We start from the raw sequence: 25,537 nt of genomic DNA on the forward strand, positions 1-25,537 counted from the left end.
TCCCGGCGCTGCCTTCCCTGTGTGCCCGCGGGGGACCGAGGTCACACATGGCAGGGACAGTGTGCCGTGCACCAAGGGTGCCACGTCAACGATCACAATCGTGCAACCGAACGATCACCTTCCGACGTTGCACGTCAGGTGATCAAAACGACACGTTCGGTTGACGATCGCGATCAGTCCAGGTAATCCCGCAGCACCTGCGAACGCGACGGGTGGCGCAGCTTGGACATGGTCTTGGACTCGATCTGCCGGATGCGCTCCCGGGTCACGCCGTAGACCTGGCCGATCTCGTCGAGCGTGCGCGGCTGGCCGTCGGTCAGACCGAAGCGCAGGCGTACCACACCCGCCTCACGCTCGGACAACGTCTGCAGCACCTGCTGAAGCTGATCCTGCAGCAGCGAGAACGACACCGCGTCGACCGCGACCACGGCCTCGGAGTCCTCGATGAAGTCGCCGAGCTGGCTGTCGCCCTCGTCGCCGATCGTCTGGTCCAGCGAGATGGGCTCCCGGGCGTACTGCTGGATCTCCAGCACCTTCTCCGGTGTGATGTCCATCTCCTTGGCCAGCTCCTCCGGGGTGGGCTCGCGGCCCAGGTCCTGGAGCAGCTCGCGCTGGATGCGGCCGAGCTTGTTGATCACCTCGACCATGTGCACCGGGATGCGGATGGTGCGGGCCTGGTCGGCCATCGCGCGGGTGATCGCCTGCCGGATCCACCAGGTGGCGTAGGTGGAGAACTTGTAGCCCTTGGTGTAGTCGAACTTCTCGACCGCGCGGATCAGGCCGAGGTTGCCCTCCTGGATGAGGTCGAGGAACGCCATGCCGCGGCCGGTGTAGCGCTTGGCCAGCGAGACGACCAGCCGGAGGTTGGCCTCCAGCAGGTGGTTCTTGGCGCGCTCGCCGTCGCGGGAGATCCAGAGCAGGTCCCGCTGCATGTCGCGGGTGAGCTTCTCCTCGCCCTCCTCGGCCGCACGCAGCCGCTCGGCGGCGTAGAGCCCGGCCTCGATCCGCTTGGCCAGCTCCACCTCCTGCTCGGCGTTGAGCAGCGGGACCTTGCCGATCTGCTTCAGGTAGGCCCGGACCGAGTCGGCCGAGGCGGTCAGCTCGGCGTCGCGGCGCGCCTGCTTGAGCGCCTCGGACTCCTCGTCGTCCCACTCGAAGTCGTTGTCGCTCGCCGAGTTGGCGGCGTCGGTCTCGGCGGCCTGGGTCAGCTCGGCCGGCTCCTCGACCACCACGTCCTCGATCTCGGCGGCCAGCTCCTCCGGGTCGATGTCGCCCTCGGCGCCCTCGCCCTTGGCCTTGCCGCCAGCCTTGGCCGGCTTGGCACCGGCCGCCGCGGCGACGGTGGCCTTGGTGGCCCGGGTGGACCTGGTCGCCTTCGCGGGCGCCGCGGCCTTGGCGGCCACCTCGGCGGTGGTGCCGGCGGCCTTGCGGGCGGCGGCGACCTTGCGCGGGGCGGGCGCGGGGGCCTCGTCGGCGGCGGGCGCCTGCTTGGGGGCGGGCGCGGCGGCCTTCTTGGTCGTCTTGGCGGTGGTGGCCCGGGACGCCGGGGTGGCCGAGCGGGCGGCGGCGACGCGGCGGCGGGTGCTCGCCGAGCCGTCCACCACCACGGTCACTCCCGCCTCGGAGAGCGCCCGCAAGATCTTCTTGGCCTGGGCCGGAGTCACCTCGGCGGACTCGACGGTGCGCGCGAGCTGGGCCGACGTGAGCTGGCCGCCGGCGCTCTGCGCGTGGGCGATCAGGGTGTCGGTGAGCGAGCGAACGTCGGCGCCGGTCTGGCGGGGTTCTGTCACGAATGACCTTCCGGAGGCGAAGAGCGAGCACGGCCGGGTCGTCCGACGCAGAGCGGTGCACCTTGCCGGGCGATGTGGTTGAAGGACCCCCGTGTCCCGGGCCGGCCGGTCGTTGGCGGTCCGTCGCAGCGTGGGCAGGGGTGAATTGTAACGCCGTCTGCGGCGATCATCCGTCGCCGCACGGTGGACCGGCGGCGGGGACCGCCGATTCGACGTAGATGTGGACTTTGTAAGGATGGTACCGCGCGTGACCCGGAACACCCCGGCCGTGCGGGAAGGGGACGAACGATGGACCGCTCGGCGCCTGCGGAGCTGCTGGAGATCGCGATCGAGGTGGCCCGCGAGGCGGCGGCGACCGCGTACCGGATGCGGGTCGAGGGCGTCTCGGTGGCCGCGACCAAGAGCACGGTCACCGACGTGGTGACCGCCGCCGACCGGGCGGTCGAGCGGCAGGTGGTCGACGCGCTGCGCCGGCTGCGCCCGGGTGACGCCGTACTCGGCGAGGAGTACGGGGCGGGGGAGAGCGGCCCGACCGGCCCCGGCGGGGTGCGCTGGATCATCGACCCGATCGACGGCACGGTCAACTACCTGTACGGGATCCCGCACTGCGCGGTCTCGCTCGCCGCCGAGGTCGACGGCGAGGTGGTGGCCGGGGTGGTGCGCAACGTCAACACCGGCGAGGAGTGGACCGCCACCGTCGGCGGAGGCGCCTGGCGCGACGGGGAGCGGCTGCGCTGCTCCACCGAGACCGACCTCGGCCAGGCGCTGGTCGCCACGGGGTTCGGCTACGACCCGGCGCGCCGGGCGCACCAGGCCCGGGTGGTCGCCGAGCTGATCCCGCACGTCCGCGACATCCGCCGGCTCGGCGCCGCCGCGCTGGACCTCTGCCTGGCGGCGGAGGGGCGGGTGGACGCCTACTACGAGAAGGGTCTGGCCGCCTGGGACCAGGCCGCCGGGGCCCTCGTGGCCACCGAGGCAGGGCTGCTGGTGGCCGGGCTGGGCGGGCTGCCGGCCGGCCCGGACATGGTGATCGCCGCCCCGTCGGCCCTGTTCAAGCCCCTGCACGACCGCCTCGCCGACCTGGACGCCTCCGGCGGCCCGTGACGGACGCGGCCGAGTGTGGCCCCACGCGGCCGGGTATGGCCCTCACGTGGCCGGTACGGCTCCCGCGCCGCGCGGGCGTGGTGAGCGCCCCGGCCCGGCCGGGGCGCGGCACTCCGCGTCAGCCGTCCTCGCGCGTCGGGCAGGAGCCCGCCGGGGCGACCGGCGCGCCGAGGTCGCCCAGGGACTGGTTGACCTCGGTGGTGGTGGCGAGCTGCTGGAAGCCGCTGCCCAGCACCACGTCGACGACGTCGTCGGTGCGCTTGGCGTCGTACTCGTACTCGGCGTTGTCGAGGAAGTACGCCCGCAGCAGGTGCGCCGAGCCGACCCCCTTCGGGCCGTAGCGGAGCACCGCGATGTCGTCGATCTGCTTCTTCTCGTCGCCGGTCTTCTTGACCTGGAACTTCCGGTTGCGGAAGTCGTCGGCGATGGCGCCGGCCAGGCCGATCCGGTCCGTGCCGTTCAGCACGTTGATCTTGACGTCCTTGGGCTCGCGCAGGGTCACGTCGGCCATCGGCCAGCCCTCCGGGCAGCCACCGGCGAGGCCGCCGTCGCCCTGGGTGTCGCGGACCATGGCGACCACCACGAAGACCAGGGCCAGCACCGCCAGCAGGCCGACGACAACGAGTGCTCGCACTCGCGCAAAGCTCATCAGGGTGCTCCCCGGACAGAGGTGGGTGGCGGCGGCCGCCGGCGGTCGGGCCGCCCCGCCGGCCGTCGAGTACGCCGCTGAGGTTAACGGTTGTCCGGCCGTCGCGTGGAAACAGCCCGACATGCCGGCGCGCCATCCGGGAACCGGGTACTACTACCCCTATCTTCGTGTCGCCTGAGTCACATTGGGAACAACTTCGCGTGCGGGGGCGTACATCTCAGCCACGAGGGCGGTATACATGCCTCGCCCAAAGGGGGGGTAAGGTTCCGCGCTCGCTGGGGGTTCCTCCGGAGGTCTCCGTCCGTGCTGTCTTCGGGTCGGGTGACCGACACAAGTGGTGGCCGGCCAGCGGAACCGAAACAGCGTCGTCCGGCGTTACAACCGGAAGCGACAACATCGATATGGGAGAGTGAAACCGATGGCCACCGACTACGACGCCCCGCGTCGCGACGAGGTCGACCTCGGCGAGGACAGCCTGGAAGAGCTCAAGGCCCGACGCGTCGACTCACAGTCGGGCGCCGTGGACGTCGACGAGGCCGAGGTGGCCGAGAGCTTCGAGCTGCCCGGCGCCGACCTGGCCGACGAGGAACTCACGGTCAAGGTGCTTCCGATGCAGCAGGACGAGTTCCGCTGCGCCCGCTGCTTCCTCGTGCACCACCGCAGCCAGTTGGCGGTCGAGCGCAACGGCGAGCTGATCTGCCGCGAGTGCGTCTGACACGACGCGCCTCCACCAGCGGCGGCTCCCTCGTGGGGCCGCCGCTGCCCGAGATGCCGTGCGACGCGGCGGGGGACCTGCTTCACTCGTGACGGGTGGCCGCCACGCCGGCGACAGTCCATTCGGGAGGTCGGACCCATGAGCGAGCCCCGCGGCACGCGCGGCGCGGACCGGACCCGCGCCGAGCGCGCACGCGACGGCGACCCGGACGGGAGCCGGGGCGACGCCGTGCCCGGCTCGGACGCCGTGCCCGGCTCGGACGCCGTGCCCGGCTCGGACGCCGTGCCCGGCTCGGACGCCCTGCCCGGCTCGGACGCCCTGCCCGGCTCGGACGCCGTGCCCGGCGCGGACGACGAGCTGGGCGCGACCGTCGCGGCCCTGACCGCCGACGACGTCGCACCGGCCCGCCGGCGGCAACTGCTCGGCCGGCTCGTCGGGCAGGCGCGGGCGCGCGGGCTGGGCGACCTGTTCAAGCCGAAGACCGCCGTCCGGTGGATGGTCGACACGGTCGCCGAGATCGCCCCGCACGTGCCCGTGCGGGACCTGGCGACCCTGCGTCGCCACTTCGACGGCCTGGACGGCGAGGCGCTGGCCGAACGGCTGGTGCGCAACGCCGCGCGGACGACGGCGGGGATCGGCGCCGCCGGCGGGGGAGTCGCCGCGGTCGAGTGGGCCGTCACCCCGACCCTGCTCTCCGCGCCGGTCCTGCTCGCCGCCGAGACGGTCGCCGTGGTGGCCGTCGAGCTCAAGCTGATCGGCGAGCTGCACGAGGTCTACGGGGTGCCGCTGGCGCCCGGTGGCACCCAGCGGGCGGTCGCGCTGGTGCAGTCCTGGGCCGGCCAGCGCGGGATCAACCCGATGATGCCCGGCGTCGGGGTGGGCGCGGTGCTCGGCACCGCCGCCCGCAAGGAGTTGCGGGACATGCTGCTCAAGCGCTTCGGCCGCAACCTGACCACGCTCGGCCCCTTTCTCACCGGGGCGGCGGTGGCGAGCTACCTCAACCGCCGGGCCACCCGGACGATGGCCGACGAGCTCCGCCGCGACCTGCGCCGCAGGAGCCCCGCCCTGCCCGGCGGCCGGCCGGCCCTGCCCGGCCCCGCCTGACGCCCGGTCAGGGCCGGGGAACGATGCGGGAGGGCCAGGCCCGGGGACCGAAGGCCGGGCCGGGGGACGGGCGCGGGACAGTCGGGCGGCGGGACGGGCGCGGGGGTGGCTCAGGAACGAGCGGCGTCGCGGGCGGCGAGGACCGCCTCGGCCAGCTCGACCGGGTGGCGGGTGCTGACCACCCAGAACGGGGTGGGGTCGGCCGGGTCGTCGAGGACCACCTGGACGGCGCCCGGGACCCACGGCCGCTGCACCACGAACGCCAGCGGGTCGGCCCCGACCCCGAGCACCTCACGCCGGCCGGCGGCGTCCAGCGGGACGACGTCGGCGACGAACCGGACGGGCAGCCGGGCGTCGTCCACCCGCAGTTCGCCGTCGCGTACCGCGATCCGGATCCGGCCCAGCCAGGCCAGGCCGGCGACGGCCGCCGGCAGCAGCACCACGAACGGCAGCCAGGCACGCACGCCGGGGGCGCCCATCCACAGCTCCACGGCCAGCAGGGTGGCCGCGGCCAGCCCGCCCAGCCACAGCCACCAGGGCAGGCCGAGCCGCTCGGTGTGCTCCGGGGGCGCCGCGGCGGGCGACGCCGGGGACGGCGAGGATGGCGACAGGCTCACTCCTGCCAGGGTACGGCGCACGGCGGCCGGCGGAACCGGCAGGATGTCAGGGTCACCCCACGAACCGGACGGAAGAGGGGAACCGTGACCGACGTCGTACCCGTGCCCGTACGGCAGCTCGACCCGGAGCTGCCGCTGCCGGCGTACGCCCATCCCGGTGACGCCGGGGCCGACCTGGTGGCGGCCGCGGACGTCGAGCTGCCACCCGGCGGTCGGGCCCTGGTCCCGACCGGGGTGGCGATCGCGTTGCCCGAGGGGTACGTGGGCCTGGTCCACCCCCGATCGGGGCTCGCGGCCAGACTCGGGGTGACGGTGCTCAACGCGCCCGGTACGGTCGACGCCGGCTACCGGGGTGAGATCCTGGTCAACCTGATCAACCATGATCGGGAGGCGTCGGCGAAGATCTCCCGTGGCGATCGGATCGCCCAGCTCGTTGTCCAGCGGGTGGCGCGGGCCGATTTCCAGCCGGTGCCCGAGCTGCCCACGTCCCGGCGTGGGACCGGCGGGCACGGCTCCACCGGCGGACACGCCGGCCTGGTGCCGTCCCCGGCGGCCCTCCGGGCGCCGGACGGGCGGCGGGCGCCGGACGTGCCGGACGGGCGGCCGGACGAGCGGGACCGGGCAGGCGGACGGACGGAAGAGGTGGCAGGGTGAGTGCGAACAGCGGAGGGTGGGCGCAGTGATCTTCTCCCGTAAGCGGGACGATGCCCGACGGAACGCCCGTGACGAGCGGACGACCGAGGTCCTCGACTCCACCGAGTCGGCCCCGGCGGCCCTGGCGCGCGGCCCGTACGACGTCTCGGAGGCGCCCGCCGGGGTGCAGCGGCTCGACCTGGGCAGCCTGCAGATCCCCGCGGTGCGTGACGTCGAGGTGCGGGTGCAGGCGGACCCGGAGGGCGTGATCCAGCAGGTCGTGCTGGTGCACGGCCAGAACGCGCTCCAGCTCGGCGTCTTCGCCGCGCCGCGCTCCGAGGGCATCTGGGACGAGGTGCGCGAGGAGATCCGCCAGTCGCTGTTCAACGACGGCGCGGCGGCCCAGGAGGTCGAGGGCGAGTACGGCACCGAGCTGCACGCCCGGGTGCGCACCCAGGACGGGATCACCGACCTGCGGTTCGTCGGCATCGACGGGCCGCGCTGGATGGTCCGCGGCGTCTACCAGGGCGAGGCGGCGACCAACCCGGCCGCCGCCGGCCCGCTCGCCGAGTGCCTCGACGGCCTGGTGGTCGACCGGGGGCAGGAGGCGAAGCCGGTGCGCGAGCCGCTGCCGCTGCGGCTGCCCCGCGACGTCGCCGACCAGGCCGGCGCCGGGGCGCCGGCCGGCGGCAACCCCGCCCCCGGGCCGCGCGAGGCCTGACCGCCCGTCACCGGCGAGGCCGGGACCGGGCCCGTCGGCGTACGCTGGCGGCACGGTCCCGGCGCCGCCGGGTGCCGGGCCCGTGCCGGCAGCGCCGGCCAGCGTGGAGAGGGTGACGCGGAGGTCATGTCGACCGACGAGGACCGGGGCTCGCTGCGCCGCATGCTGCGACGACTCACCGCGAGCGAGGCGGAGATCGAGGCGCAGGAGCTGCGCCGGGAGTGCGCCGAGCACGGCGGCAAGCCGGTCGGGGAGTGCCTGCGTGGGCAGGTGGTGTCGGTCGCCGGCCGGCTCCGCACGGTGGTCTACACCCCGCGGACCAACCTGCCCACGCTGGAGGCGGACCTCTACGACGGCAGCGACGTGGTGACCCTGGTGTGGCTGGGCCGGCGGCACATCGCCGGCATCGAGCCGGGCCGGCACCTGACCGCCCGTGGGCGGGTGGCGGTGCGTGACGACCGCAAGGTGATCTACAACCCGTACTACGAGCTGGAACCGCCGAAGTGACCCGGTGGGCGCGGCGGACGGAAGGCGTGCGATGACGACGGGACAACACCGGGCGGCGCAGCCGGAGAGCGGTCCGGAGGACGAGGAGCGGCTGCCCACCCTCGCCGAGCAGATGGCCGACCAACTCGGCGGCTGGCGGGGCCTGGTCGAGTCCAGCATCCCGGTGGTCGTCTTCGTGGTGGCCAACGTCGTCGGTGAGCTGCGGCCCGCCGTGATCGCCTCGGTGGCGGTGGCGCTGGTGATCGCCGGGCTCCGGCTGGCCCAGCGGCGGCCCGTCCGGCACGCCGTCAACGGCTTGTTCGGCGTCGCCATCGGCGCCGCGATCGCCTGGCGCACCGGCGACGAACGCGACTTCTACCTCCCCGGCATCCTCTACGGCATCGGCTACGGGCTGGCCCTGCTGGTCTCGGCGGCCGTCCGGCAGCCCCTGGTGGGGTGGATCTGGTCGGTGCTGGTGGCCAAGGGGCGCTCCGAGTGGCGCGACGACCCGCGCCTGGTGCGGACGTTCACCGGGCTGACCGTGCTCTGGGGCGTCGTCTGGCTGGCCAAGGTCGGCGTGCAGGCGGCGCTCTACCTCGCCGCCCGCCACTTCGACGACGCCGGCAACGAGGCCGCCGCGGCCAACATGGAAACGGCGCTCGGCGTCGCCCGGCTGGCGCTCGGCTACCCGCCGTACGCGTTGCTGCTGCTCATCACGGTCTGGACGGTCCGCCGGGTGACCCGGGAGCCCCGGCCCGCCCCGCTGCCCGGCTGACGGGCGCGCCCACTCGGTGCGCGCCCGCGCCGCCACGCGGGCACGGCGGTGCGGCGGCCGAGTGCGGCGGCCCGGTGCGGCACGCCGGCCCGGGTGGCGGAGCCCCGCGAGCGCCGGTGCTCGCCGCCGCGCCGTCAGCGCTGCTCGCGGGTCCGCTCCACGCTGTCCGGCCCGAGCACCACCGCGCGGACCGCGTCCTCCACCTCGGCGGTGCAGACGAAGATCAGCTCGTCGCCGGCCTCCAGCGGGTCGTCCGGGCTGGGCACCAGCACCCGCTTGCCGCGCAGGATCGCCACCAGCGCGGAGTCGCGCGGCAGCGGCACCGCGTGCAGCGGCTGCCCGACGTACGGCGCGGTCGGCGGCAGGGTGATCTCGACGAGGTTCGCCTCGCCCTGCCGGAAGGTCATCAGCCGGACCAGGTCGCCGACGGTGACCGCCTCCTCGACCAGGGCGGCCATCACCCGCGGCTTGCTCACCGCGACGTCGACGCCCCACTGCTCGGTGAAGAGCCACTCGTTCTCGGCCCGGTTCACCCGGGCCACCACCCGGGGCACCGCGAACTCGGTCTTGGCCAGCAGCGAGACCACCAGGTTGACCTTGTCGTCCCCGGTGGCCGCGACCACCACGTCGCAGCCGGCGACGTTGGCCTCCTCCAGGCTGGTCAGCTCGCACGCGTCGGCCAGCACCCACTCGGCGGCGGGCACCCGGTCGGGCCGGAGCATCTTGGGCTGGCGCTCGATCAACATCACCTGGTGGCCGTTGTCGATCAGCTCCTGGGCGATCGAGCGGCCCACGTTGCCGGCGCCGGCGATGGCGATGCGCATGGCTCAGAGCCCTCCTTCCGGCGGCGCCGCCGCCGCCGACGTGACCGTCCCGGCGATGTCGTCGGTGACCAGCATGAAGAGCTGGTCACCCTCCTGGACGACGGTGGACACGGTCGGCAGCGTGCCGATGCCGAAGCGGATCAGGTACGCCACCCGGGCCCCCGTCGCATCCTCCAGGGCGAGCACCGACCGGCCGATCCAGTCCTTGTGCACGGGCACCTCGACGATCGACACCGTGCTCGTCGGGTCGCGGAAGATCTCCACGTTCCCCTCGGGCACCAGGTGCCGCAGCATCCGGTCGGCGGTCCACCGGACCGTGGCCACGGTGGGGATGCCGAGCCGCTCGTAGACCTGCGCCCGGCGCTGGTCGTAGATCCGGGCCGCCACCCGGGAGACGCCGAACGTCTCGCGGGCCAGCCGGGCCGAGATGATGTTGGAGTTGTCGCCGCTGGAGACCGCCGCGAAGGCGTCCGCGCGCTCGATGCCGGCCTGCCGGAGCACCTCGCCGTCGAAACCGGCGCCGGTGACGGTGATCCCGGCGAACTCGGGGCCGAGCCGGCGGAAGGCGTCGGAGTCCTGGTCGATGACCGCGACCGAGTGGCCCCGGGACTCCAGGCTGTGGGCGAGGGTCGAGCCGACCCGGCCACAACCCATGATCACGACATGCACCGCGTCCCTCCTCAAGGTGCGCAACCGCCCGACCGGTGAGCGTGTCGTCTGCGAGCCTGCCACGTTCCCGGCGGGGGCGGGGACCGACGGTACTCCGCCGGTTCACCGCCCCGTGCTCGGCCACCCCGCGCCGCCCGCCCGGGGCGTCGTACTCTTGGCGGTTGTGGCCAGACCCACCTCGCTGCTGAAGCGGTTGCTCCTCGGTCGACCGTTCCGGTCCGACCGGCTCAAGCACACGCTGCTGCCCAAGCGCATCGCGCTGCCCGTCTTCGCGTCCGACGCGCTCTCCAGCGTCGCGTACGCGCCCGACGAGATCCTGCTGACCCTCTCCATCGCCGGCGCCTCGGCGTACTTCTTCTCGCCGTGGATCGCCCTGGCCGTCGTGGTGGTGATGCTCACCGTCGTGGCCAGCTACCGGCAGAACGTGCACGCCTACCCCTCCGGCGGCGGCGACTACGAGGTGGCCACGGTGAACCTCGGCCCCCGGGCGGGCGTCGCGGTGGCCAGCGCGCTGCTGGTCGACTACGTGCTCACGGTCGCCGTCTCGGTCTCCTCCGGGGTGGCCAACCTGGGCTCGGTGGTGCCGTTCGTGGCCACCCACAAGGTGCTGATCGCGGTCACCGCGGTGGTGCTGCTCACCGCGGTCAACCTGCGCGGCCTGCGGGAGTCCGGCACGGCCTTCGCGATCCCCACCTACGGCTTCATCATCGTGATGGTCGGGATGCTGCTCACCGGGCTGGTCCGGGTCTTCGTGCTCGGTGACGACCTGCGGGCGCCCAGCGCCGGCCTGGAGATCCAGGCCGAGCACAGCGTCACCGGCTTCGCCCTGGTCTTCCTGCTGCTGCGCACCTTCTCCTCGGGCTGCGCGGCACTGACCGGCGTGGAGGCGATCTCCAACGGGGTGCCCGCGTTCAAGGCGCCCAAGAGTCGCAACGCGGCCACCACGCTGCTGCTGCTCGGCACCATCTCGGTGGCCATGCTCGTCGGCATCATCTGGCTGTCCAAGCTCACCCGCCTGCAGTTCGTCGAGGACCCGGAGCTGCAGATCATCTCCGGCCCCGAGGGGTACGTGCAGAAGACCGTCACCGCCCAGCTCGGGGAGACGGTCTTCGGCTCCGGCTCGGTGCTGCTCTTCGTGGTCGCCGGGGTCACCGCGCTGATCCTCTTCCTGGCCGCGAACACCGCGTTCAACGGCTTCCCGGTGCTCGGCTCGATCCTCGCCCAGGACCGCTACCTGCCCCGGCAGTTGCACACCCGCGGCGACCGGCTGGCCTTCTCCAACGGCATCGTCTTCCTGGCCGTCGCCGCGATCGTGCTGATCGTCGGCTTCCAGGCCGAGGTGACCCGGCTCATCCAGCTCTACATCGTCGGCGTGTTCGTCTCCTTCACCCTCTCCCAGGCCGGCATGATCCGGCACTGGAACCGGCACCTGCGGACCGTGCGGGACCCGCAGGCGCGCCGGCGGATGCTCCGGTCCCGGACGATCAACGCCTTCGGCATGGCGATGACCGGCACCGTGCTGGTCATCGTGCTGGTCACGAAGTTCCTGCTCGGCGCGTGGATCGCCATCGCCGCCATGGCGATGATCTACGTGCTGATGCTGGCCATCCGCCGGCACTACGACCGGGTCGCCACGGAGCTGACCCCGCCGGACGAGGGCCGCGCCGTGCTGCCCGCCCGCAACCACGCCGTCGTGCTGGTCAGCAAGCTGCACAAGCCGACGCTGCGGGCGATCGCGTACGCCCGGGCCACCCGGCCGGACACGCTGACCGCGGTGACCGTCAACGTCGACGAGAAGGACACGCGGGAGTTGCAGCAGGAGTGGGAGCTGCGGGACCTGCCCGTCCCGCTGACCGTGGTCGACTCGCCGTACCGGGAGATCACCCGCCCGATCCTGGACTTCGTGGCCGGCGTCCGCCGCGAGTCGCCCCGCGACGTGGTCACGGTCTTCATCCCCGAGTACGTGGTCGGGCGCTGGTGGGAGCACCTGCTGCACAACCAGAGCGCGCTGCGCCTCAAGGGCCGGCTGCTGTTCGAGCCGGGCGTGATGGTGACCAGCGTGCCGTGGCAGCTCGCCTCGACGGCGAGCAAGGACCTGGACCGGCTGGACGCCACGCTGAGCCGGGGACCGGCCCGTGGGCCCCGGGTGGCGCCGCGCGGCACCCTGCCGCCGAGCGTCCCGCCGGTCGTGTCCGCGCCGCCCGGCGAGGGCGGCCCGAGCGGTGGGGGTGAGCGGTGACCGGGGCGCGGGACGGCCGGGGGTTGGAGGAGGCCGAGCGGGTCGAGTTGACCGTCGGGGCGGTCGCCCCGGGCGGGCACTGCGTCGCGCGGGTGGACGGCCAGGTGGTCTTCGTCCGGCACGCGCTGTCCGGCGAGCGGGTGGTCGCCGAGGTCACCGAGGTGCACAAGGGGTTCGTCCGGGCCGACGCGGTGACCGTGCTCGAGGCCGCCCCGGACCGGGTCGAGCCGCCCTGCCCGTACGCGAAGCCGGGTCGGTGCGGCGGCTGCGACCTGCAGCACGTCGCCCCGGCCGCCCAGCTCGGCTGGAAGGCCGCGGTGGTGCGCGAGCAGCTCACCCGCCTGGGCGGGCTGACCGACGCCGAGGTGGACGCGCTGGGCGTCCGGGTCGCGGCGCTGCCCGGCGGGCCGCTCGGCTGGCGCTCCCGGGTCCGCTACGCCGTCGACGCCGCGGGCCGGGCCGGGCTGCTCAAGCACCGCTCGCACGAGGTGGTGCCGATCGACCGCTGCCTGATCGCTCACCCGGCGATCCAGGAGCTGCCCGTGCTGGCCCCGAGCGGTGCGCGCTGGCCGGCGGCGGACGCGGTCGAGACGGTCGCCTCCACCGGCGGGGACGTGGCGGTGACCGCCGTCGCCGAGGGGGTGCCGCGCCCGGTGCGCGGGCCGGAGCGGGTCCGGGAGGTCGCCGTCGGCCGGGAGTGGGTCCTGCCCGCGTCGTCGTTCTGGCAGGTCCATCCGGCAGCCGCCGACACCCTGGTCGACGCGGTCCTCGACCTGCTCGACCCCCGGCCGGGGGAGACCGCCTGGGACCTCTACGGCGGGGCGGGCCTCTTCGCCGCCGCGCTGGCCGGCCGGGTCGGCGACGCCGGCCGGGTCACCCTGGTGGAGTCCGCCGAGCAGGGCGTCGCCGCGGCCCGGAAGAACCTGCGCGACCTGCCCCGGGTCGACCTCGTGCCGGCCCGCGTGGAGGCCGCGCTCGCCCGCCGCCGGGTCACCGGCCCCGTCGACGTGGTGGTGCTGGACCCGCCGCGTTCCGGCGCGGGCGCCCGGGTGGTGCGGGACGTCGTCGCCGCGGGTCCGCGCGCGGTCGCGTACGTGGCCTGCGACCCGGCCGCCTTCGCCCGGGACGTGCACACCTTCGCCGGGGCGGGGTGGCGGCTGGCCGCGCTGCGCGGCTTCGACCTGTTCCCGATGACCCAGCACGTCGAGCTGGTGGGTCTGCTCCTCCCGCCCGACCTTGTGTTAGCAGGGGACCCTTCCTCTACCGGATCCGATAAGAAGGGGCCCTTCCTTACATGAAGATCGTCGGGTTGATGTCGGGGACCTCGTACGACGGGGTCGACGTGGCCGCCGCCGAGTTCACCGTCGAGGGCGACACGCTCTGGCTGCGCCCCCTCGGGCATCGCGGCCTCGACTACGACGACGCGTTGCGCGCCGAGATCGGGGCGCTGCTGCCGCCGCAGGCCACCACGATCGAGGCGGTCTGCCGGCTGGACAACCGCCTCGGCGAGGTCTTCGCCGAGGCGGCGGCGGTCGGCGTCGAGCTGGCCGGCGGCGCGGTCGACGCCGTGGTCTCGCCCGGGCAGACGGTCTTCCACTGGGTCGACGGCGGGCGGGCCCGGGGCACCCTGCAACTGGGCACGGTGGCGCGGGTGGCCGCCCGGGTCGGCGTACCCGTGCTGAGTGACCTGCGTTCGGCGGACGTCGCCGCCGGCGGGCAGGGTGCGCCCCTGGTCCCGGCGTTCGACGCGCTGCTGCTCGACCCGGCCGACGGCGCGGCCCCGCGCGCCGCGCTCAACCTGGGCGGCATCGCCAACCTCACCGTGGTCGCGCCGGGCGCGCCGGTGCTCGGGTACGACGTCGGGCCCGCCAACGCGCTGCTCGACGCGGCGGCCCGGCGCCTCCTGGGCCGGCCCTGCGACCTCGACGGCGCCCGCGCGGCGGCCGGCCGGGTGCACCCCGGCCTGCTCGCCGCGCTGCTCGCCGAGCCGTACTACGCGGCGCCGCCGCCCAAGTCGACCGGCAAGGAGCTGTTCCACGCCGGCTACCTGGACGCCCGGCTGGCCGCCCTCGGCGAGCCGGTGCCCGCCGACGACGTGCTGGCCACCCTGACCGAGCTGACCGCCCGGGTGGTGGCCGCCGAGTGCGACCGGCACGGCGTCACGGAGGTGGTGGCGGCCGGCGGCGGGGTGCGCAACCCCACCCTGACCGCCCGGCTGGCCGCGCTCGGGGCCGGCCGGTGGCGGCTGCGCACCACCGACGAGCTGGGCGTCCCGGCGCAGGCCAAGGAGGCGTACGCCTTCGCGCTGCTGGGCTGGCTCTCCTGGCACGGGCTGCCCGGCGCGCTGCCCTCGGTGACCGGTGCCACCCGGGCAGCCGTGCTCGGCTCCTGGACCCCGTCCGGGCCGGCGGGCCGGCACGCGTCGGCCGCCGCCGCGCCCCGCCGGCTGCGGATCCGCCCCTGACGACGGCGGGCGGACCGGGGGCTTCGCCCGGCCGGGTGGAGCGGGCCGGGCGGATCCGCGGCTGACCGGGCGCTCAGCACCCCGACCGGGCGGCGATGATCCCGGCCAGGCTGCGGACTGTGTGGCGGCCGATAGACTCTTCCGTCATGAGTGTTGAAGAGGGCACGGTCCACCACGCCGGGCTGCTGGCCACCGTCCGGGGTCCGCAGGACGTCAAGCGGATGTCCGCCGAGGAACTGGACATCCTCGCCGCCGAGATCCGTGACTTCCTGATCGCCAAGGTCTCCCGCACCGGCGGGCACGTCGGCCCCAACCTGGGCGTGGTCGAGCTGACGCTGGCCATGCACCGCGTCTTCGACTCGCCGCGCGACCGGCTCCTGTTCGACACCGGCCACCAGGCGTACGTGCACAAGATCCTCACCGGGCGGCAGGTCGGCTTCGACAAGCTGCGCCAGCGCGGCGGCCTCTCCGGCTACCCGAGCCAGGCCGAGAGCGAGCACGACCTGGTCGAGAACTCGCACGCCTCCACCGCCCTGTCCTACGCCGACGGGCTGGCCAAGGCGTACGCCCTGCGGGGCGAGCAGCGCAGCGTCGTCGCGGTGGTCGGCGACGGCGCGCTCACCGGCGGCATGTGCTGGGAGGCGCTGAACAACATCGCGACCGCCGGCAACCCGCTCGTCATCGTGGTCAACGACAACGGCCGGTCGTACGCGCCGACCATCGGCGGGCTCGCCGACCACCTCTCCTCGCTGCGGCTCAACCCCGGCTACGAGAAGGTCCTCGACACCGTCAAGGACGCGCTCGGCTCGACGCCGCTGGTCGGCAGGCCGATGTACGAGGTGCTGCACGCGGTCAAGAAGGGCATCAAGGACGCGGTCGCCCCGCAGGCGATGTTCGAGGACCTCGGCATCAAGTACGTCGGCCCGGTCGACGGCCACGACGTGGTGGCGGTCGAGTCGGCGCTGCGCGCGGCGAAGCACTTCGGCGGCCCGGTGATCGTGCACGCCGTCACCCGCAAGGGCTACGGCTACCGCCCGGCCGAGGAGGACGAGGCGGACTGCCTGCACGGCCCGGGCGCCTTTGACGCCGAGACCGGCAAGTCGCTCGCGGGTCCCTCGGTGAAGTGGACCCATGTCTTCGCCGACGAGCTGGTCGCGATCGCCGACGAGCGGCCCGACGTGGTGGGCATCACCGCCGCGATGGCCGAGCCGACCGGCATCGCCAAGCTGGCCCGCAAGCACCCGAACCGGGTGTACGACGTGGGCATCGCCGAGCAGCACGCGGCCACCTCGGCCGCCGGCCTGGCGCTCGGCGGGCTGCACCCGGTGGTGGCGGTCTACGCGACCTTCCTCAACCGCGCCTTCGACCAGGTCCTGCTGGACGTGGCGATGCACAAGCTGCCGGTGACCTTCGTGCTGGACCGGGCCGGGATCACCGGCCCCGACGGGCCGAGCCACTACGGCATGTGGGACATGTCCGTCTTCGGGGTCGTGCCGGGCCTGCGGATCGCCGCGCCCCGCGACGCCGCCACCCTGCGCGAGGAACTGCGCGAGGCGGTGGCCGTCGACGACGGCCCGACCATCGTCCGGTTCCCGACCGGCACCGTCGCCGCCGACCTGCCAGCCGTGCGCCGGGTCGGCACCGTCGACGTGCTGGCCGAGTCGGCGCGTACGGACGTGCTGCTGGTCGCGGTCGGCTCCTTCGGGCACCTCGGCATGGAGGTGGCCGCCCGCGTCGCCGGGCAGGGCTACGGCGTCACCGTGGTCGACCCGCGCTGGGTCCGGCCGGTCCCGGCCGAGCTGGTCGAGCTGGCCGCCGGGCACCGCCTCGTGGTCACCGTCGAGGACGGCGTGCGGGTCGGCGGCGTCGGCGACGCCCTCGCCCAGGCGATGCGGGACGCCGACGTCCGGGTGCCGCTGCGCGACCTCGGCGTGCCGGCGGACTGGCACCCGCACGGCACCCGCGCGCAGATCCTCGCCGACCTCGGCCTGACCGCCCAGGACGTGGCCCGCGACGTCACCGGCTGGATCTCCCGGCTGGACGTCGAGCCGGTCATCACCGCCGACGACGCGACCGCGCAGAACTGACGCACCGAACGCAGGCGGCGGGCGGCCCTCCCGGGCCACCCGCCGCCTGCGTGCCGCCACCCCCCGGGGGGCCCGGACCTCCCCGGGCGCTCGTCCCGCCGCCGCGCCGATCTTGCACTTTCGGCCACCCTTGTGCCGCGAATGCCTTTTTTGCCTGGGCAGGAAGTGCAAGATCGCCGGGGTGGGGTGGGGTGGGGCGGGGCGGGGTCAGCGGCCGCCGAGGGAGCGGTAGTGGGTCTTCTCCGTCTCGGCCAGGCTGAACGTCTCCGAGCGGGTCGGCATCGGCACGACGACCAGGCCGGGCCGGTCCACCAGGCGCGGGGTCTCCGGCGGCGTCGACAGGGAACTGTCCCGGGTGGACCGCCAGCTCAGCACCGCCAGCGGCTGCCCCGGCACCGGCAGCGCGTACGCCTGCAGCGGGCTGGACCGGTCGGCGGGGGAGAGCACCGGCGGGCCCCCGTCGGACGGGCGGTAGACCACGGCGGTCATCGTCCCGTCCGCGGTCTCCCAGCTGAGCTGCTCCAGCTCCGCCGGCTCGCCGCCGCCGAGGGCGACCTCGCCCAGGGTACGGACCGCCAGCTTGGACATCGGCCAGGACGACGGCGTGGAGCGCGGCGCGTCCCGGTCGCCGATGCGGCGGGGGACGCTGCCGAACGGGCCCTCCTCGCCGGCGAGCACGCAGGTGTCGAGGCCCTTGAGGGCCCGCTTGCCGGAGCCGCTCTCGTCCCGCACGAGCGGATAGCGCGGGTCGGTGGTGCCGGTGCCCAGGTCGAGCAGCCGGTCGGCGGACCGGCCCCGGGGCAGCGACTCGGTCGCCTTGAGCGTGGCGGTCACCCCGACGGCCCGGCAGGCCGGCACGTCCACCGGCTCGGTGAGGCCGTCGACGTTGCGCAGCGCGCGGCCGTCCGGCCCGAGCAGCCGCTCGACCCGGCTCGACGTCAGGTAGCGCCGGCCGGCGACGGTGTGCACGGGAAGCACGTCGGAGTAGACGAGGTAGCCGGGGTCGGTGTACTCGGCGGCGCGGGTGACCGCGTACCGGCCGCCGTCGGCGGTGACCTGGAGCAGCCAGGACGCGCTCTCGCCGGGCACGTCGGCGGCCACCAGCACCAGCGGCGCGCCGTCCACCTCACCCGACCAGAGGATCCCGGACGTGGGCAGGTGCACCCGGTCCTCGGCCGGCGACCGCCAGTCGCGGACCGCGCCGGTCACCGCCGCGGTCACGGTGGCGTCGCCCGCGAGCGCGCCGCGCGGCGGCCACACCGCCAGGTCGCCGTCGAGGCTGTCGTACCCGACCCGCAGGTCGCCCGGCTGCCGGTCGGCGACCGGACCGCAGGCCGTCGCGGTGAGCAGCAGGGTCAGCAGTGCGGTGGCCGTGATGCCGCGCCGGCGGACTGGAGCCACCTGTACGCCCCCTCGATCGCCTCAGCCGTGGTCTACGGAAAGCGCCATAGTACGAGATGTCCGATCACCCGGACGCGGCACCTCGTCCGCCGACCGGCCGCAGGTCGCGCGCGGATCGCACGGCCGGCCGACACGCGCCACAGAGGACGCTGACGTGGTTTCAGGGCGAATGTCCCGCTCGGGTAGACTCCGCCGACTGTGACGCCTGCCGAGACCCGCGCCGAATCCTCGCCGGAATCCGACGCCGCCGCGGCCTCCGCGTCCGACCCCGAAGACGCCGGTGACCGTACGTCGAACGGCGGCGCATCCGTCCCCGCCACCCGGGCCCCGGCCGAGGCCAGCGGGCCGTCGGGCGCCGCTGCCGAGGTCGACGCCGCCGGAACGCCGTCGAAGCCCGTCGCCGGCACCTCGCCCGCGGCGGACGGTGGGACCGGGGCGCCGGCGGCGGACGGCGGGGCGGCCCCCGCCCGGCCGCGGCGCTGGGCCCGACGCCGGCAGGACCTCGTGGTCTTCGGCCTGTTCCTGCTCGCCGCGGTCTGGGTGACCAGTCAGATCTGGGTGGACCCGGCCGGCCGGGTGGCCTCGCTCTACAGCAGCGACCCGGCCCAGGTGCAGTTCTTCCTCGCCCACTCGGTACGCGTGGTGCTGCACGGCGAGTTCCCGTTCTTCACCGAGCAGTTCAACTATCCCGACGGCGTCAACCTGATGGCCAACACGGCCATCCTCGCGCTGGGCATCCCGATGGTGCCGGTGACCCTGCTCTTCGGCCCGGCCGTGACGTTCGTGGTGCTGGTCACCCTCGCCCTCGCCGGCACCGCCTCGGCCTGGTACTTCGTGCTCTCCCGGCACGTCGTGCGCAGCCCGCTGGCGGCGGCGGTCGGCGGCTGGTTCTGCGGGTTCTCGCCGGCGATGCTGTCGCACGCCAACTGGCACCCCAACATCATCTCCCAGTTCCTGCTGCCGTTCATCGTCTGGCGGGTGCTGGTCATCACCCGGTCCCGGCGGCCGTGGCGCGACGGTCTGCTGCTCGCCCTGCTGGTCACCGTCCAGGCGTTCATCAACGAGGAGATCCTGCTCTTCACGGCGTTGGCCTGCGGGGTGTTCCTGCTCGCCGTGCTCGCCCAGCGTCCGGCGCTCTGGTCGGCGGCCTGGCGGCCGCTGGCGAAGGCCCTGGCGACCTGCGCCGTCGTCGCCGGGGCGCTGCTGGCGTACCCGCTCTACATCCAGTTCGCGGGGCCGATGGCGTACCACGGGCTGAGCGACGCGGTCCGCGACTACGGCAACGACATCGCCGCCTTCTTCGCCCCCGGCTCGCCGACGCTCGGCGGCAACGAGCGCGCGAACGTCAACCTCGCCCCGAACTACTCCGAGGAGAACGCCTTCTTCGGCTGGAGCCTCTCCCTGATCGCCGTCGGCATCGTGGCCTGGCTGCGGCGGGAGCTGCTGGTCCGGGCGCTCGCGGTGACCGGGGTCTTCTTCGCCGTGCTCTCCCTCGGCGAGCGGGTGTCCTGGTGGGACCGCGAGCTGGTCACCGGGCCGTGGGAGTGGCTGGTCCGGCTGCCGCTGCTCGACGCGGTGGTGCCGACCCGGTTCGGCCTCATCACCGGCGTGGTGATCGGCATCCTGCTGGCGCTGGCCGTCGAGCGCTCCCGGACGCTGCCGGTCGAGCCACGGACGCTGCGTACGCTCACCGTCGCCGGGCTCGTCCTCGCGCTGCTGCCGATCGCGCCGATGCCGCTGAAGGTCACCTCGCGCCCGCCGGTGCCGGACTTCATCACCGCCGACCGGTGGCGCGGCTACGTCGGTCCGGACCAGACCCTGGTGCCGATCCCGGTGCCGAACATGGGCTACACCCACGGGATGCGCTGGGCCGCGTCCACCAACCTCGACTTCAAGATCCCCGGCGGCTACTTCCTGGCCCCGCGCAACGGCAACACCGGCGACCCCGGCCGCTTCGGTGGCCGGCCCAGCGGTGTGGGGCAGTTGCTGGAGGAGGTCGCGTCGACCGGCCGTACGCCCGAACTGGACGACCGGCAGCGCCGCCGGTCGCTCGACGAGCTGCGGCACTGGCGGGCGGCCATCCTGGTGCTCCCGGTCGACCAGCACCACGCCGAGCCGCTGCGGCGCACCGTCGAGCAACTGGTCGGCCCCGGCCGCCGGGAGCTGGACGTCTGGGTGTGGGACGTCCGGGCGCTGACCGACCAGCCGGCCTGATGGCCGCCCCGACGGCGACCGGCACCGTCGACGCGGCACCAGCCCGGCGCCCGCGCCGGCTGCCGGCCCGCGCCGCCGACGCGCTGGTCGTGGCCGGCTACCTGGCCCTGGCGGTGCTGCTGACCGTCGGCCAGTGGGGGCGGCCGGGGCGGCTGTTCCACCAGGCGGGGGACCAGATCCTCTTCGAGTGGATGCTGGCCCGCGCGGCCCGGGCCGTGACCGGCCTGGAGAATCCGCTGTACAGCTCGGCGCTGAACGCGCCGGACGGCGTGAACCTGATGGCCAACACCTCGGTGCTCGGCCTGGGCGTGCCGCTGACCCCGGTCACCCTGCTGTTCGGCTCGCAGGCGGCGTTCCTGGTGGCGGTGGTCGGCTGCCTCGCCGGCACCGCGACCGCCTGGTACGTCCTGCTGTGCCGCCGGCTGGTCGACTCCCGGGTGGCCGCGGCCGTCGGCGGCCTGTTCTGCGGCTTCGCCCCGGGCATGGTCGCGCAGGCCGGGGCGCACCTGCACATGGCCGCGCAGTTCCTGGTGCCGGCGATCCTGGCGCTGGTGTTCCACCCCGACCCGCGCCGGTCGGTGCGGCACGGGGCGCTGCTGGGGCTGCTGGTGGCGTACCAGGTCTTCCTCGGCGAGGAGGTGCTGGTCTTCCTGGTGCTGGCGGCCGGGACGTTCGCGCTCGCGTACGCGGCGGCCGACCGGTCGGCCGCCCGCCGGCTGGCGCCCGCGCTGCTCGTGCGGCTGGGGATCGGCGTGGCGGTCTCGCTGCCGCTGCTGGCGTACCCGCTGTGGTTCCAGTTCTTCGGCCCGGGCCACTACCGGGGAATGCCCTTCCACGCGTACGGCTACCAGCTCGACGCCGCGTCGTTCACCGCCTCCGCCCGGCAGACCGTGTTCGGCGACGACCATCTGCCGGGCCTGCTCGCGCCGAACCCGACCGAGGAGAACTCCTTCTTCGGGCCGGGGCTGCTGGTGCTCGCCGTGGTGATCGTGATCTGGCTGTGGCGCCGGCCGTCGGTCCGCGCGCTGGCCGTCTGCGGGGTGCTGTTCGCGCTGCTCTCCCTCGGCGCGCAGGTGCGCCTGGGCGGCACGGCCACCGGCATCCCGGGCCCGTACCGGCTGGTCGCGGAGCTGCCGCTGCTCGACCTCGCGGTGCCGGCGCGCTTCCCGCTGGTCTGCATCCCGGTGCTGGGCATCCTGCTCGCCCTCTCCCTGGACCGCCTCCGCGCCGCGGCGGGGGCCGAACCACGGGCGGGCGGGGTGCCGGTGCGGCTGCTCTGGGGCGGGGCGGTGGCCGCCGCGCTGCTGCCGCTGTTCCCCACCCCGATCCGGACCGTGCCGGCCTGGCCGGTGCCGGCCTTCGTGGCCGAGGGCGGCTGGCGCGCGTACGTCCCGCCGGGCCGGACCGTGGTGCCGGTGCCGCCGGTGACCGGCGCCGGGGTCAGCCCGGCGATGCTCTGGTCGGCCCGCACCGGGCTGGCCTTCCCGACGCCGGGCGGCTACTTCATCGGCCCCCGGGCCGCCGACGACCCGGCCGCCCGCTGGGGCGCGCCGGATCGTCCCACGGCCGTGCTGCTGCGCCGGGCGGCGGAGACCGGCGAGGTGCCGGCGGTCACCGACGCCGACCGCCGGCGCGCGGTGGAGGACCTGCGCCACTGGCGTGCCGCCGTGGTGGTCCAGGGTGGACTGCACCACGGCGACCCGGTCCGGCGTACGGTCGAGGCGCTCCTCGGCCCCGGCCGCGAGGTCGCGGGCGCCTACGTCTGGGACGTGCGCCCGTTGGTGGGGTGACTGGTCAGCCGACCAGGGGACGGACGTCCCACAGCCAGACGTCGTCGACGCGCTGCGGCGGGCCGATCAGCGCGGTCATCAGCTCCCGGAGGACCGCCTCGCGCGGATGCGCGCCGAGGACGACCACGGACGCCTTCCAGAACCGCAGGTCCTCGACCACCTGGCGGCGGTTCTCGTCGGTGAGCGGGGGCACCTCGCCGGAGTCCATCGTGGCGTAGACCAGGGTGCTGGTCGGCCGGTTCGGCGCGCCGAAGACGCCCTCGCCCAGCTCGTTCGGCCCGATGAAGTAGCCGCCGGGGATGGGGAACGCGTGCTGCGTCAGGGCGCTCCAGCGCAGCGTGGGCAGGCCGTGCACGTTGCTCGGGATCGGCACCGGCACCAGGGTCCGGCCCGCCGGCACGTACGGGCGCCAGCCGCCGGCGGTGATGAAGTGCGGCGGGGGCTCGACGGGCTGTGCCGGCAGCGGGCGGGGGACGAGCGGCAGCACGGCGAGCGCGACGGCCGCGTACCCGACCGGCCGGAGCCAGCGGCGGCGCGGCCCGGCGCCACCGGCGGTGTCGTCGCCGGAGCGCGGCGCGGGGACCGACGAACGGCCGGCCCCGGCCACCGCGTCCCAGGCCAGGGCGAGCAGCACGCCGACCGCCGCCCCCACCACCAGGGCCAGCCGGGTCGGCATCATCATCTCGACCAGCGGCAGGTCGTCGGGGATGTACGACCACGGGCCGTCCGTCTCGGTCTCCACCCCGTTCAGGCGCACCTTCGGGCCGATCGAGGCCACGGTGAAGACCACCACCAGCACCGCCACGATCCGGGCCGCGAGCGAGCGGCGCACCAGCAGCACCAGCGCCACCAGCGACAGCAGCACCAGCGGCCAGCCGAACCAGGTGTTCTGCTCGGTCAGCCCGATGGTCTTCTCCACCGCCTCGTCCCCGGCGACGGTGTCCCGGGCGAAGGTGACGAAGGCCGCCAGGTCCTCGCCCCAGTTGTGGAACACCCCACCCTGCAGGCCCCGGTAGGACTGCGGGCCGTTGAACTGGAACCAGATCGGGTAGGCCGTCAGCAGCAGGGCCAACCCGCCGCCCACGCCGAGCGCGGCGGCGAAGGTGCCGGCCACCGCCCGCGTCCGCGCCGGCCGCAGCACGGCGTACGCGACCACGGCGACCAGGCAGGCCAGCGCGGTCAGCAGCAGCATCTCCTCGTTGATGAAGATCTGGTACGCCACCAGCAGCCCGAGCACGACGCCGTTGCGCCGCCACCGGCCGGGCTCGCCCAGCCGGAACACCCGCAGCACGATGAGCGGCAGCAGGAAGTTCGAGACGAAGTTGGGCTGACCGTTGGCGTGGTGCACGATGCCGGGCGCGAAACCGAGGAACGCGCCGCCGACGAAGGCCGCCGCCCGGGAGCGCACCAGGTGCCGCGACAGCACCCAGTACGACGTGCCGGCCGTCGCGGCCAGCGCGGCGCCCAGGTAGAGCGCGTACATGACCTGCGGGCCGAGGAGCATGGTCAGCGGCGCCAGCGGCAGCGTCACCCCGAGCAGCGAGGTGTTCGCCATCATGTTCACCCCGTCCGGGGCGTTCTGGCGGGCGGTGAACAGCGGGTTCTCCAGGTGCCGCAACGAGTACGCGCCGTGCGAGAAGAGCCACTCGAACCAACTGTGGTCGGTGGGCAGGTGCGACGACACCCGGTTCTGCACGTCCACCCAGTAGTTCAGGCACACGAGAACGCCGAGCAGGACATAGGCTCCGATGGCCAGTACGTCGGCGCGGGCCGGCCTCCGCCGGGGCCGCCGCGACGGCTCGGCCGCGACGGGCGCGGAGACGGAGTTCAGCGAGGGGTCTACCACCGGCACAGCCACGACGCGCCATCGTACAGGCGCGGATGCGTCGCTTTTGCCGGGCCGGTGCCTCCCCGGCCGGTTTGCCGGCCGGCGCGGGGGTGTGACGGGGAGGACGGCGCGTGACGGTCATCGACCTCGGTGAGCGGCGGGAGGTCCCGCCGCCGGCCGGCCCCGGGCCGGGTCGGGCGGTCCGCCGCTGGGCACCCGCCCTCGTCGCCCTGCTCTGTCTGGCCGTGTTGACCGCCGCCGCGCCCCAGGCCGCGCACCCGCCCGGTGCCGTCGTCCCGGCCCGCCCGGACGCCGACGTCGTCGTCGCGGGCGACCTGCTGTTGGTGGTGGACCGCACCGGGCCCGGCGTGGCGCCCGGCCCCGGCCCGGCGCCCCGGGTGGCCGCTCATCAGCTGCCCTCGGGCCGTCCACTGTGGCACCTTCCGCTGACCGGGCCGGTGAGTCCCTTCCCCGTCGTGCGCGTCGGCGACGTGGTGGTGCTCGGCATGCCGGAGGAGCCGGCGGGGCCGCAGGTCGTCGGGCTCGCCGCCGCCGACGGCGCGGTGCGCTGGCGCGTCGACGGGCGGTTGGACGGCGCCACGCCGGCCGGAAACCTGCTCGTGTGGGGGACCGCCGGCACCCGGCCGGGGGCGCCGGTGCTGCGGTCGGTCGACGCCGCCAGCGGTGCGGTCCGCTGGACGCGGCGGCTGCCCCCGGGGGCCCTGCACTGGTCGACCCGGGACGGCCGGGTGACGCTGCTGACGGTGCTCGACGGCGGGCGGCTGGAGCTGCGCGACCCGGACTCGGGCGACGTCCTGCACGCGGCGGCCCTGCCCGCCGCGGCCGGGCCGCCCGAGGTGCTCGGGGTCACCGACGACGTGGTCCTGGTGTCCGAGGGGCCCGCTGTGCTGTCCGCCTACGACACCGCCGCCCTGCGCCGACGGTGGAGCGTGCCGCGCGGCCCGTCCGCCCGGCCGTACGCCTTCGGTTGCGGCGTGGTGATCTGCGTCGGGGACGGCGGGCGCTTGCGGCTGCTCGACCCCGCCACCGGCAGCGCCCGCTGGCGCGCCGACGACTGGCCGCTGCTGACTCCCGTGGGCGATCGGCTGCTGGCGGCTGGCTATCCGCGCGGCGGTGCGGCGGAACACGTGCTGCTCGACGCGGCGACCGGTCGCCCGGTGCGGGAGCTGGGCCGCTGGCAGTTGGGTGACCTGGCGCCGTGGGAGGACCCCGCGGTCCTGCACCGTCGGCAGCGGGACGGGCGGGTCCTGGTCGCCCGGCTCGACGAGCGGGGGGACGGCATCCGGGTGCTGGCGGCCCTGCACGGTGTGGTCGGGGCGTGCGGCGCGTACGGGTCGCTCGTCCTCTGCCGCCGGGAGGGCGGCGCGTACGGGGTCTGGGAGCTGCCCGGATGACCGGCGGGGAGG

General features: G+C 74.8%; 21 protein-coding genes. 14 read left to right on the forward strand and 7 right to left on the reverse strand.

Translation table 11 applies throughout. From position 1 onward, the window contains the following. Window positions 1-173 precede the first annotated feature (173 nt). Window positions 174-1,790 (reverse strand): RNA polymerase sigma factor, encoded by a 1,617-nt coding sequence (locus tag ACZ6Q9_RS08545; RefSeq protein ID WP_396828140.1) that lies wholly within the window; start codon window positions 1,788-1,790, stop codon window positions 174-176. A gap of 288 nt (window positions 1,791-2,078) precedes the next feature. On the opposite strand from ACZ6Q9_RS08545, the gene ACZ6Q9_RS08550 reads away from it, so the two are divergent. After that, window positions 2,079-2,894 (forward strand): inositol monophosphatase family protein, encoded by an 816-nt coding sequence (locus tag ACZ6Q9_RS08550; RefSeq protein ID WP_393451990.1) that lies wholly within the window; start codon window positions 2,079-2,081, stop codon window positions 2,892-2,894. A 118-nt stretch (window positions 2,895-3,012) separates the two neighbouring features. Here the strand turns inward: ACZ6Q9_RS08550 and ACZ6Q9_RS08555 are convergent, their stop codons facing one another. After that, complete coding sequence (locus tag ACZ6Q9_RS08555) at window positions 3,013-3,528, reverse strand: LytR C-terminal domain-containing protein (RefSeq protein ID WP_393265607.1); 516 nt, start codon at window positions 3,526-3,528, stop codon at window positions 3,013-3,015. A 433-nt stretch (window positions 3,529-3,961) separates the two neighbouring features. Here ACZ6Q9_RS08555 and ACZ6Q9_RS08560 point away from each other — a divergent pair, with 433 nt between their 5' ends. Both ACZ6Q9_RS08560 and ACZ6Q9_RS08565 read left to right on the forward strand, forming a co-directional pair. Beyond that, entirely contained in the window at window positions 3,962-4,258 is a 297-nt protein-coding gene (locus tag ACZ6Q9_RS08560) for a DUF4193 domain-containing protein (protein WP_007075406.1), read from the forward strand. 138 nt (window positions 4,259-4,396) lie between these two features. Then, window positions 4,397-5,362 (forward strand): hypothetical protein, encoded by a 966-nt coding sequence (locus ACZ6Q9_RS08565; RefSeq protein WP_396828138.1) that lies wholly within the window; start codon window positions 4,397-4,399, stop codon window positions 5,360-5,362. A 110-nt stretch (window positions 5,363-5,472) separates the two neighbouring features. Here ACZ6Q9_RS08565 and ACZ6Q9_RS08570 read toward each other — a convergent pair whose 3' ends face one another. After that, window positions 5,473-5,973, reverse strand: coding sequence for a DUF3093 domain-containing protein (locus ACZ6Q9_RS08570; RefSeq protein WP_357696586.1), 501 nt, complete (start codon window positions 5,971-5,973; stop codon window positions 5,473-5,475). A gap of 90 nt (window positions 5,974-6,063) precedes the next feature. On the opposite strand from ACZ6Q9_RS08570, the gene dut reads away from it, so the two are divergent. From dut to ACZ6Q9_RS08590, 4 genes are all read left to right on the forward strand, one after another. Further along, complete coding sequence (gene dut, locus ACZ6Q9_RS08575; protein ID WP_393265348.1) at window positions 6,064-6,633, forward strand: dUTP diphosphatase; 570 nt, start codon at window positions 6,064-6,066, stop codon at window positions 6,631-6,633. Window positions 6,634-6,658: 25 nt separating this feature from the next. Then, the gene (locus ACZ6Q9_RS08580; RefSeq protein WP_350710991.1) at window positions 6,659-7,333 is read left to right on the forward strand and encodes a DUF3710 domain-containing protein; all 675 of its coding nucleotides are present in this window, start codon (window positions 6,659-6,661) and stop codon (window positions 7,331-7,333) included. A gap of 126 nt (window positions 7,334-7,459) precedes the next feature. Beyond that, window positions 7,460-7,840, forward strand: a complete 381-nt coding sequence (locus ACZ6Q9_RS08585; protein WP_350681301.1) for an OB-fold nucleic acid binding domain-containing protein — start codon at window positions 7,460-7,462, stop codon at window positions 7,838-7,840. A gap of 31 nt (window positions 7,841-7,871) precedes the next feature. Beyond that, complete coding sequence (locus tag ACZ6Q9_RS08590; protein ID WP_393265345.1) at window positions 7,872-8,594, forward strand: DUF3159 domain-containing protein; 723 nt, start codon at window positions 7,872-7,874, stop codon at window positions 8,592-8,594. Window positions 8,595-8,728: 134 nt separating this feature from the next. Here ACZ6Q9_RS08590 and ACZ6Q9_RS08595 read toward each other — a convergent pair whose 3' ends face one another. Then, entirely contained in the window at window positions 8,729-9,418 is a 690-nt protein-coding gene (locus ACZ6Q9_RS08595) for a potassium channel family protein (RefSeq protein ID WP_350681297.1), read from the reverse strand. A 3-nt stretch (window positions 9,419-9,421) separates the two neighbouring features. Then, window positions 9,422-10,087, reverse strand: a complete 666-nt coding sequence (locus tag ACZ6Q9_RS08600) for a potassium channel family protein (RefSeq protein WP_393265342.1) — start codon at window positions 10,085-10,087, stop codon at window positions 9,422-9,424. Between the two features lie 163 nt (window positions 10,088-10,250). Between ACZ6Q9_RS08600 and ACZ6Q9_RS08605 the strand changes: the two genes are divergently transcribed. The 4 genes from ACZ6Q9_RS08605 to dxs all read left to right on the forward strand — a co-directional run bounded on the left by ACZ6Q9_RS08605 (window position 10,251) and on the right by dxs (window position 16,877). Beyond that, window positions 10,251-12,326 carry an APC family permease gene (locus ACZ6Q9_RS08605; protein ID WP_396828134.1) on the forward strand — a complete coding sequence of 692 codons (2,076 nt, stop codon included), beginning with the start codon at window positions 10,251-10,253 and terminating at the stop codon, window positions 12,324-12,326. Further along, complete coding sequence (locus tag ACZ6Q9_RS08610) at window positions 12,323-13,624, forward strand: class I SAM-dependent RNA methyltransferase (protein WP_396828132.1); 1,302 nt, start codon at window positions 12,323-12,325, stop codon at window positions 13,622-13,624. The genes ACZ6Q9_RS08605 and ACZ6Q9_RS08610 overlap by 4 nt, the downstream gene beginning before the upstream one ends. Then, the gene (locus ACZ6Q9_RS08615) at window positions 13,621-14,790 is read left to right on the forward strand and encodes an anhydro-N-acetylmuramic acid kinase (RefSeq protein WP_396828130.1); all 1,170 of its coding nucleotides are present in this window, start codon (window positions 13,621-13,623) and stop codon (window positions 14,788-14,790) included. The genes ACZ6Q9_RS08610 and ACZ6Q9_RS08615 overlap by 4 nt, the downstream gene beginning before the upstream one ends. Window positions 14,791-14,936: 146 nt before the next feature. Then, entirely contained in the window at window positions 14,937-16,877 is a 1,941-nt protein-coding gene (gene dxs / locus ACZ6Q9_RS08620; protein WP_396828128.1) for a 1-deoxy-D-xylulose-5-phosphate synthase, read from the forward strand. A 207-nt stretch (window positions 16,878-17,084) separates the two neighbouring features. Here dxs and ACZ6Q9_RS08625 read toward each other — a convergent pair whose 3' ends face one another. Continuing rightward, window positions 17,085-18,278 (reverse strand): hypothetical protein, encoded by a 1,194-nt coding sequence (locus tag ACZ6Q9_RS08625; protein WP_393452002.1) that lies wholly within the window; start codon window positions 18,276-18,278, stop codon window positions 17,085-17,087. 198 nt (window positions 18,279-18,476) lie between these two features. Here ACZ6Q9_RS08625 and ACZ6Q9_RS08630 point away from each other — a divergent pair, with 198 nt between their 5' ends. Further along, window positions 18,477-20,492: a DUF6311 domain-containing protein gene (locus ACZ6Q9_RS08630; RefSeq protein ID WP_396828126.1), complete on the forward strand. Its 2,016-nt coding sequence runs from the start codon at window positions 18,477-18,479 to the stop codon at window positions 20,490-20,492. Beyond that, complete coding sequence (locus tag ACZ6Q9_RS08635; protein WP_393265326.1) at window positions 20,492-22,282, forward strand: DUF6311 domain-containing protein; 1,791 nt, start codon at window positions 20,492-20,494, stop codon at window positions 22,280-22,282. Before ACZ6Q9_RS08630 ends, ACZ6Q9_RS08635 begins: the two co-directional genes overlap by 1 nt. A 4-nt stretch (window positions 22,283-22,286) precedes the next feature. Here ACZ6Q9_RS08635 and ACZ6Q9_RS08640 read toward each other — a convergent pair whose 3' ends face one another. Continuing rightward, window positions 22,287-24,134, reverse strand: coding sequence for a DUF6311 domain-containing protein (locus tag ACZ6Q9_RS08640; protein ID WP_393265602.1), 1,848 nt, complete (start codon window positions 24,132-24,134; stop codon window positions 22,287-22,289). A 107-nt stretch (window positions 24,135-24,241) separates the two neighbouring features. On the opposite strand from ACZ6Q9_RS08640, the gene ACZ6Q9_RS08645 reads away from it, so the two are divergent. Further along, complete coding sequence (locus tag ACZ6Q9_RS08645) at window positions 24,242-25,525, forward strand: outer membrane protein assembly factor BamB family protein (protein WP_393452011.1); 1,284 nt, start codon at window positions 24,242-24,244, stop codon at window positions 25,523-25,525. Window positions 25,526-25,537: the final 12 nt, after the last annotated feature.

Source organism: Micromonospora sp. NPDC049139, from assembly GCF_055586845.1.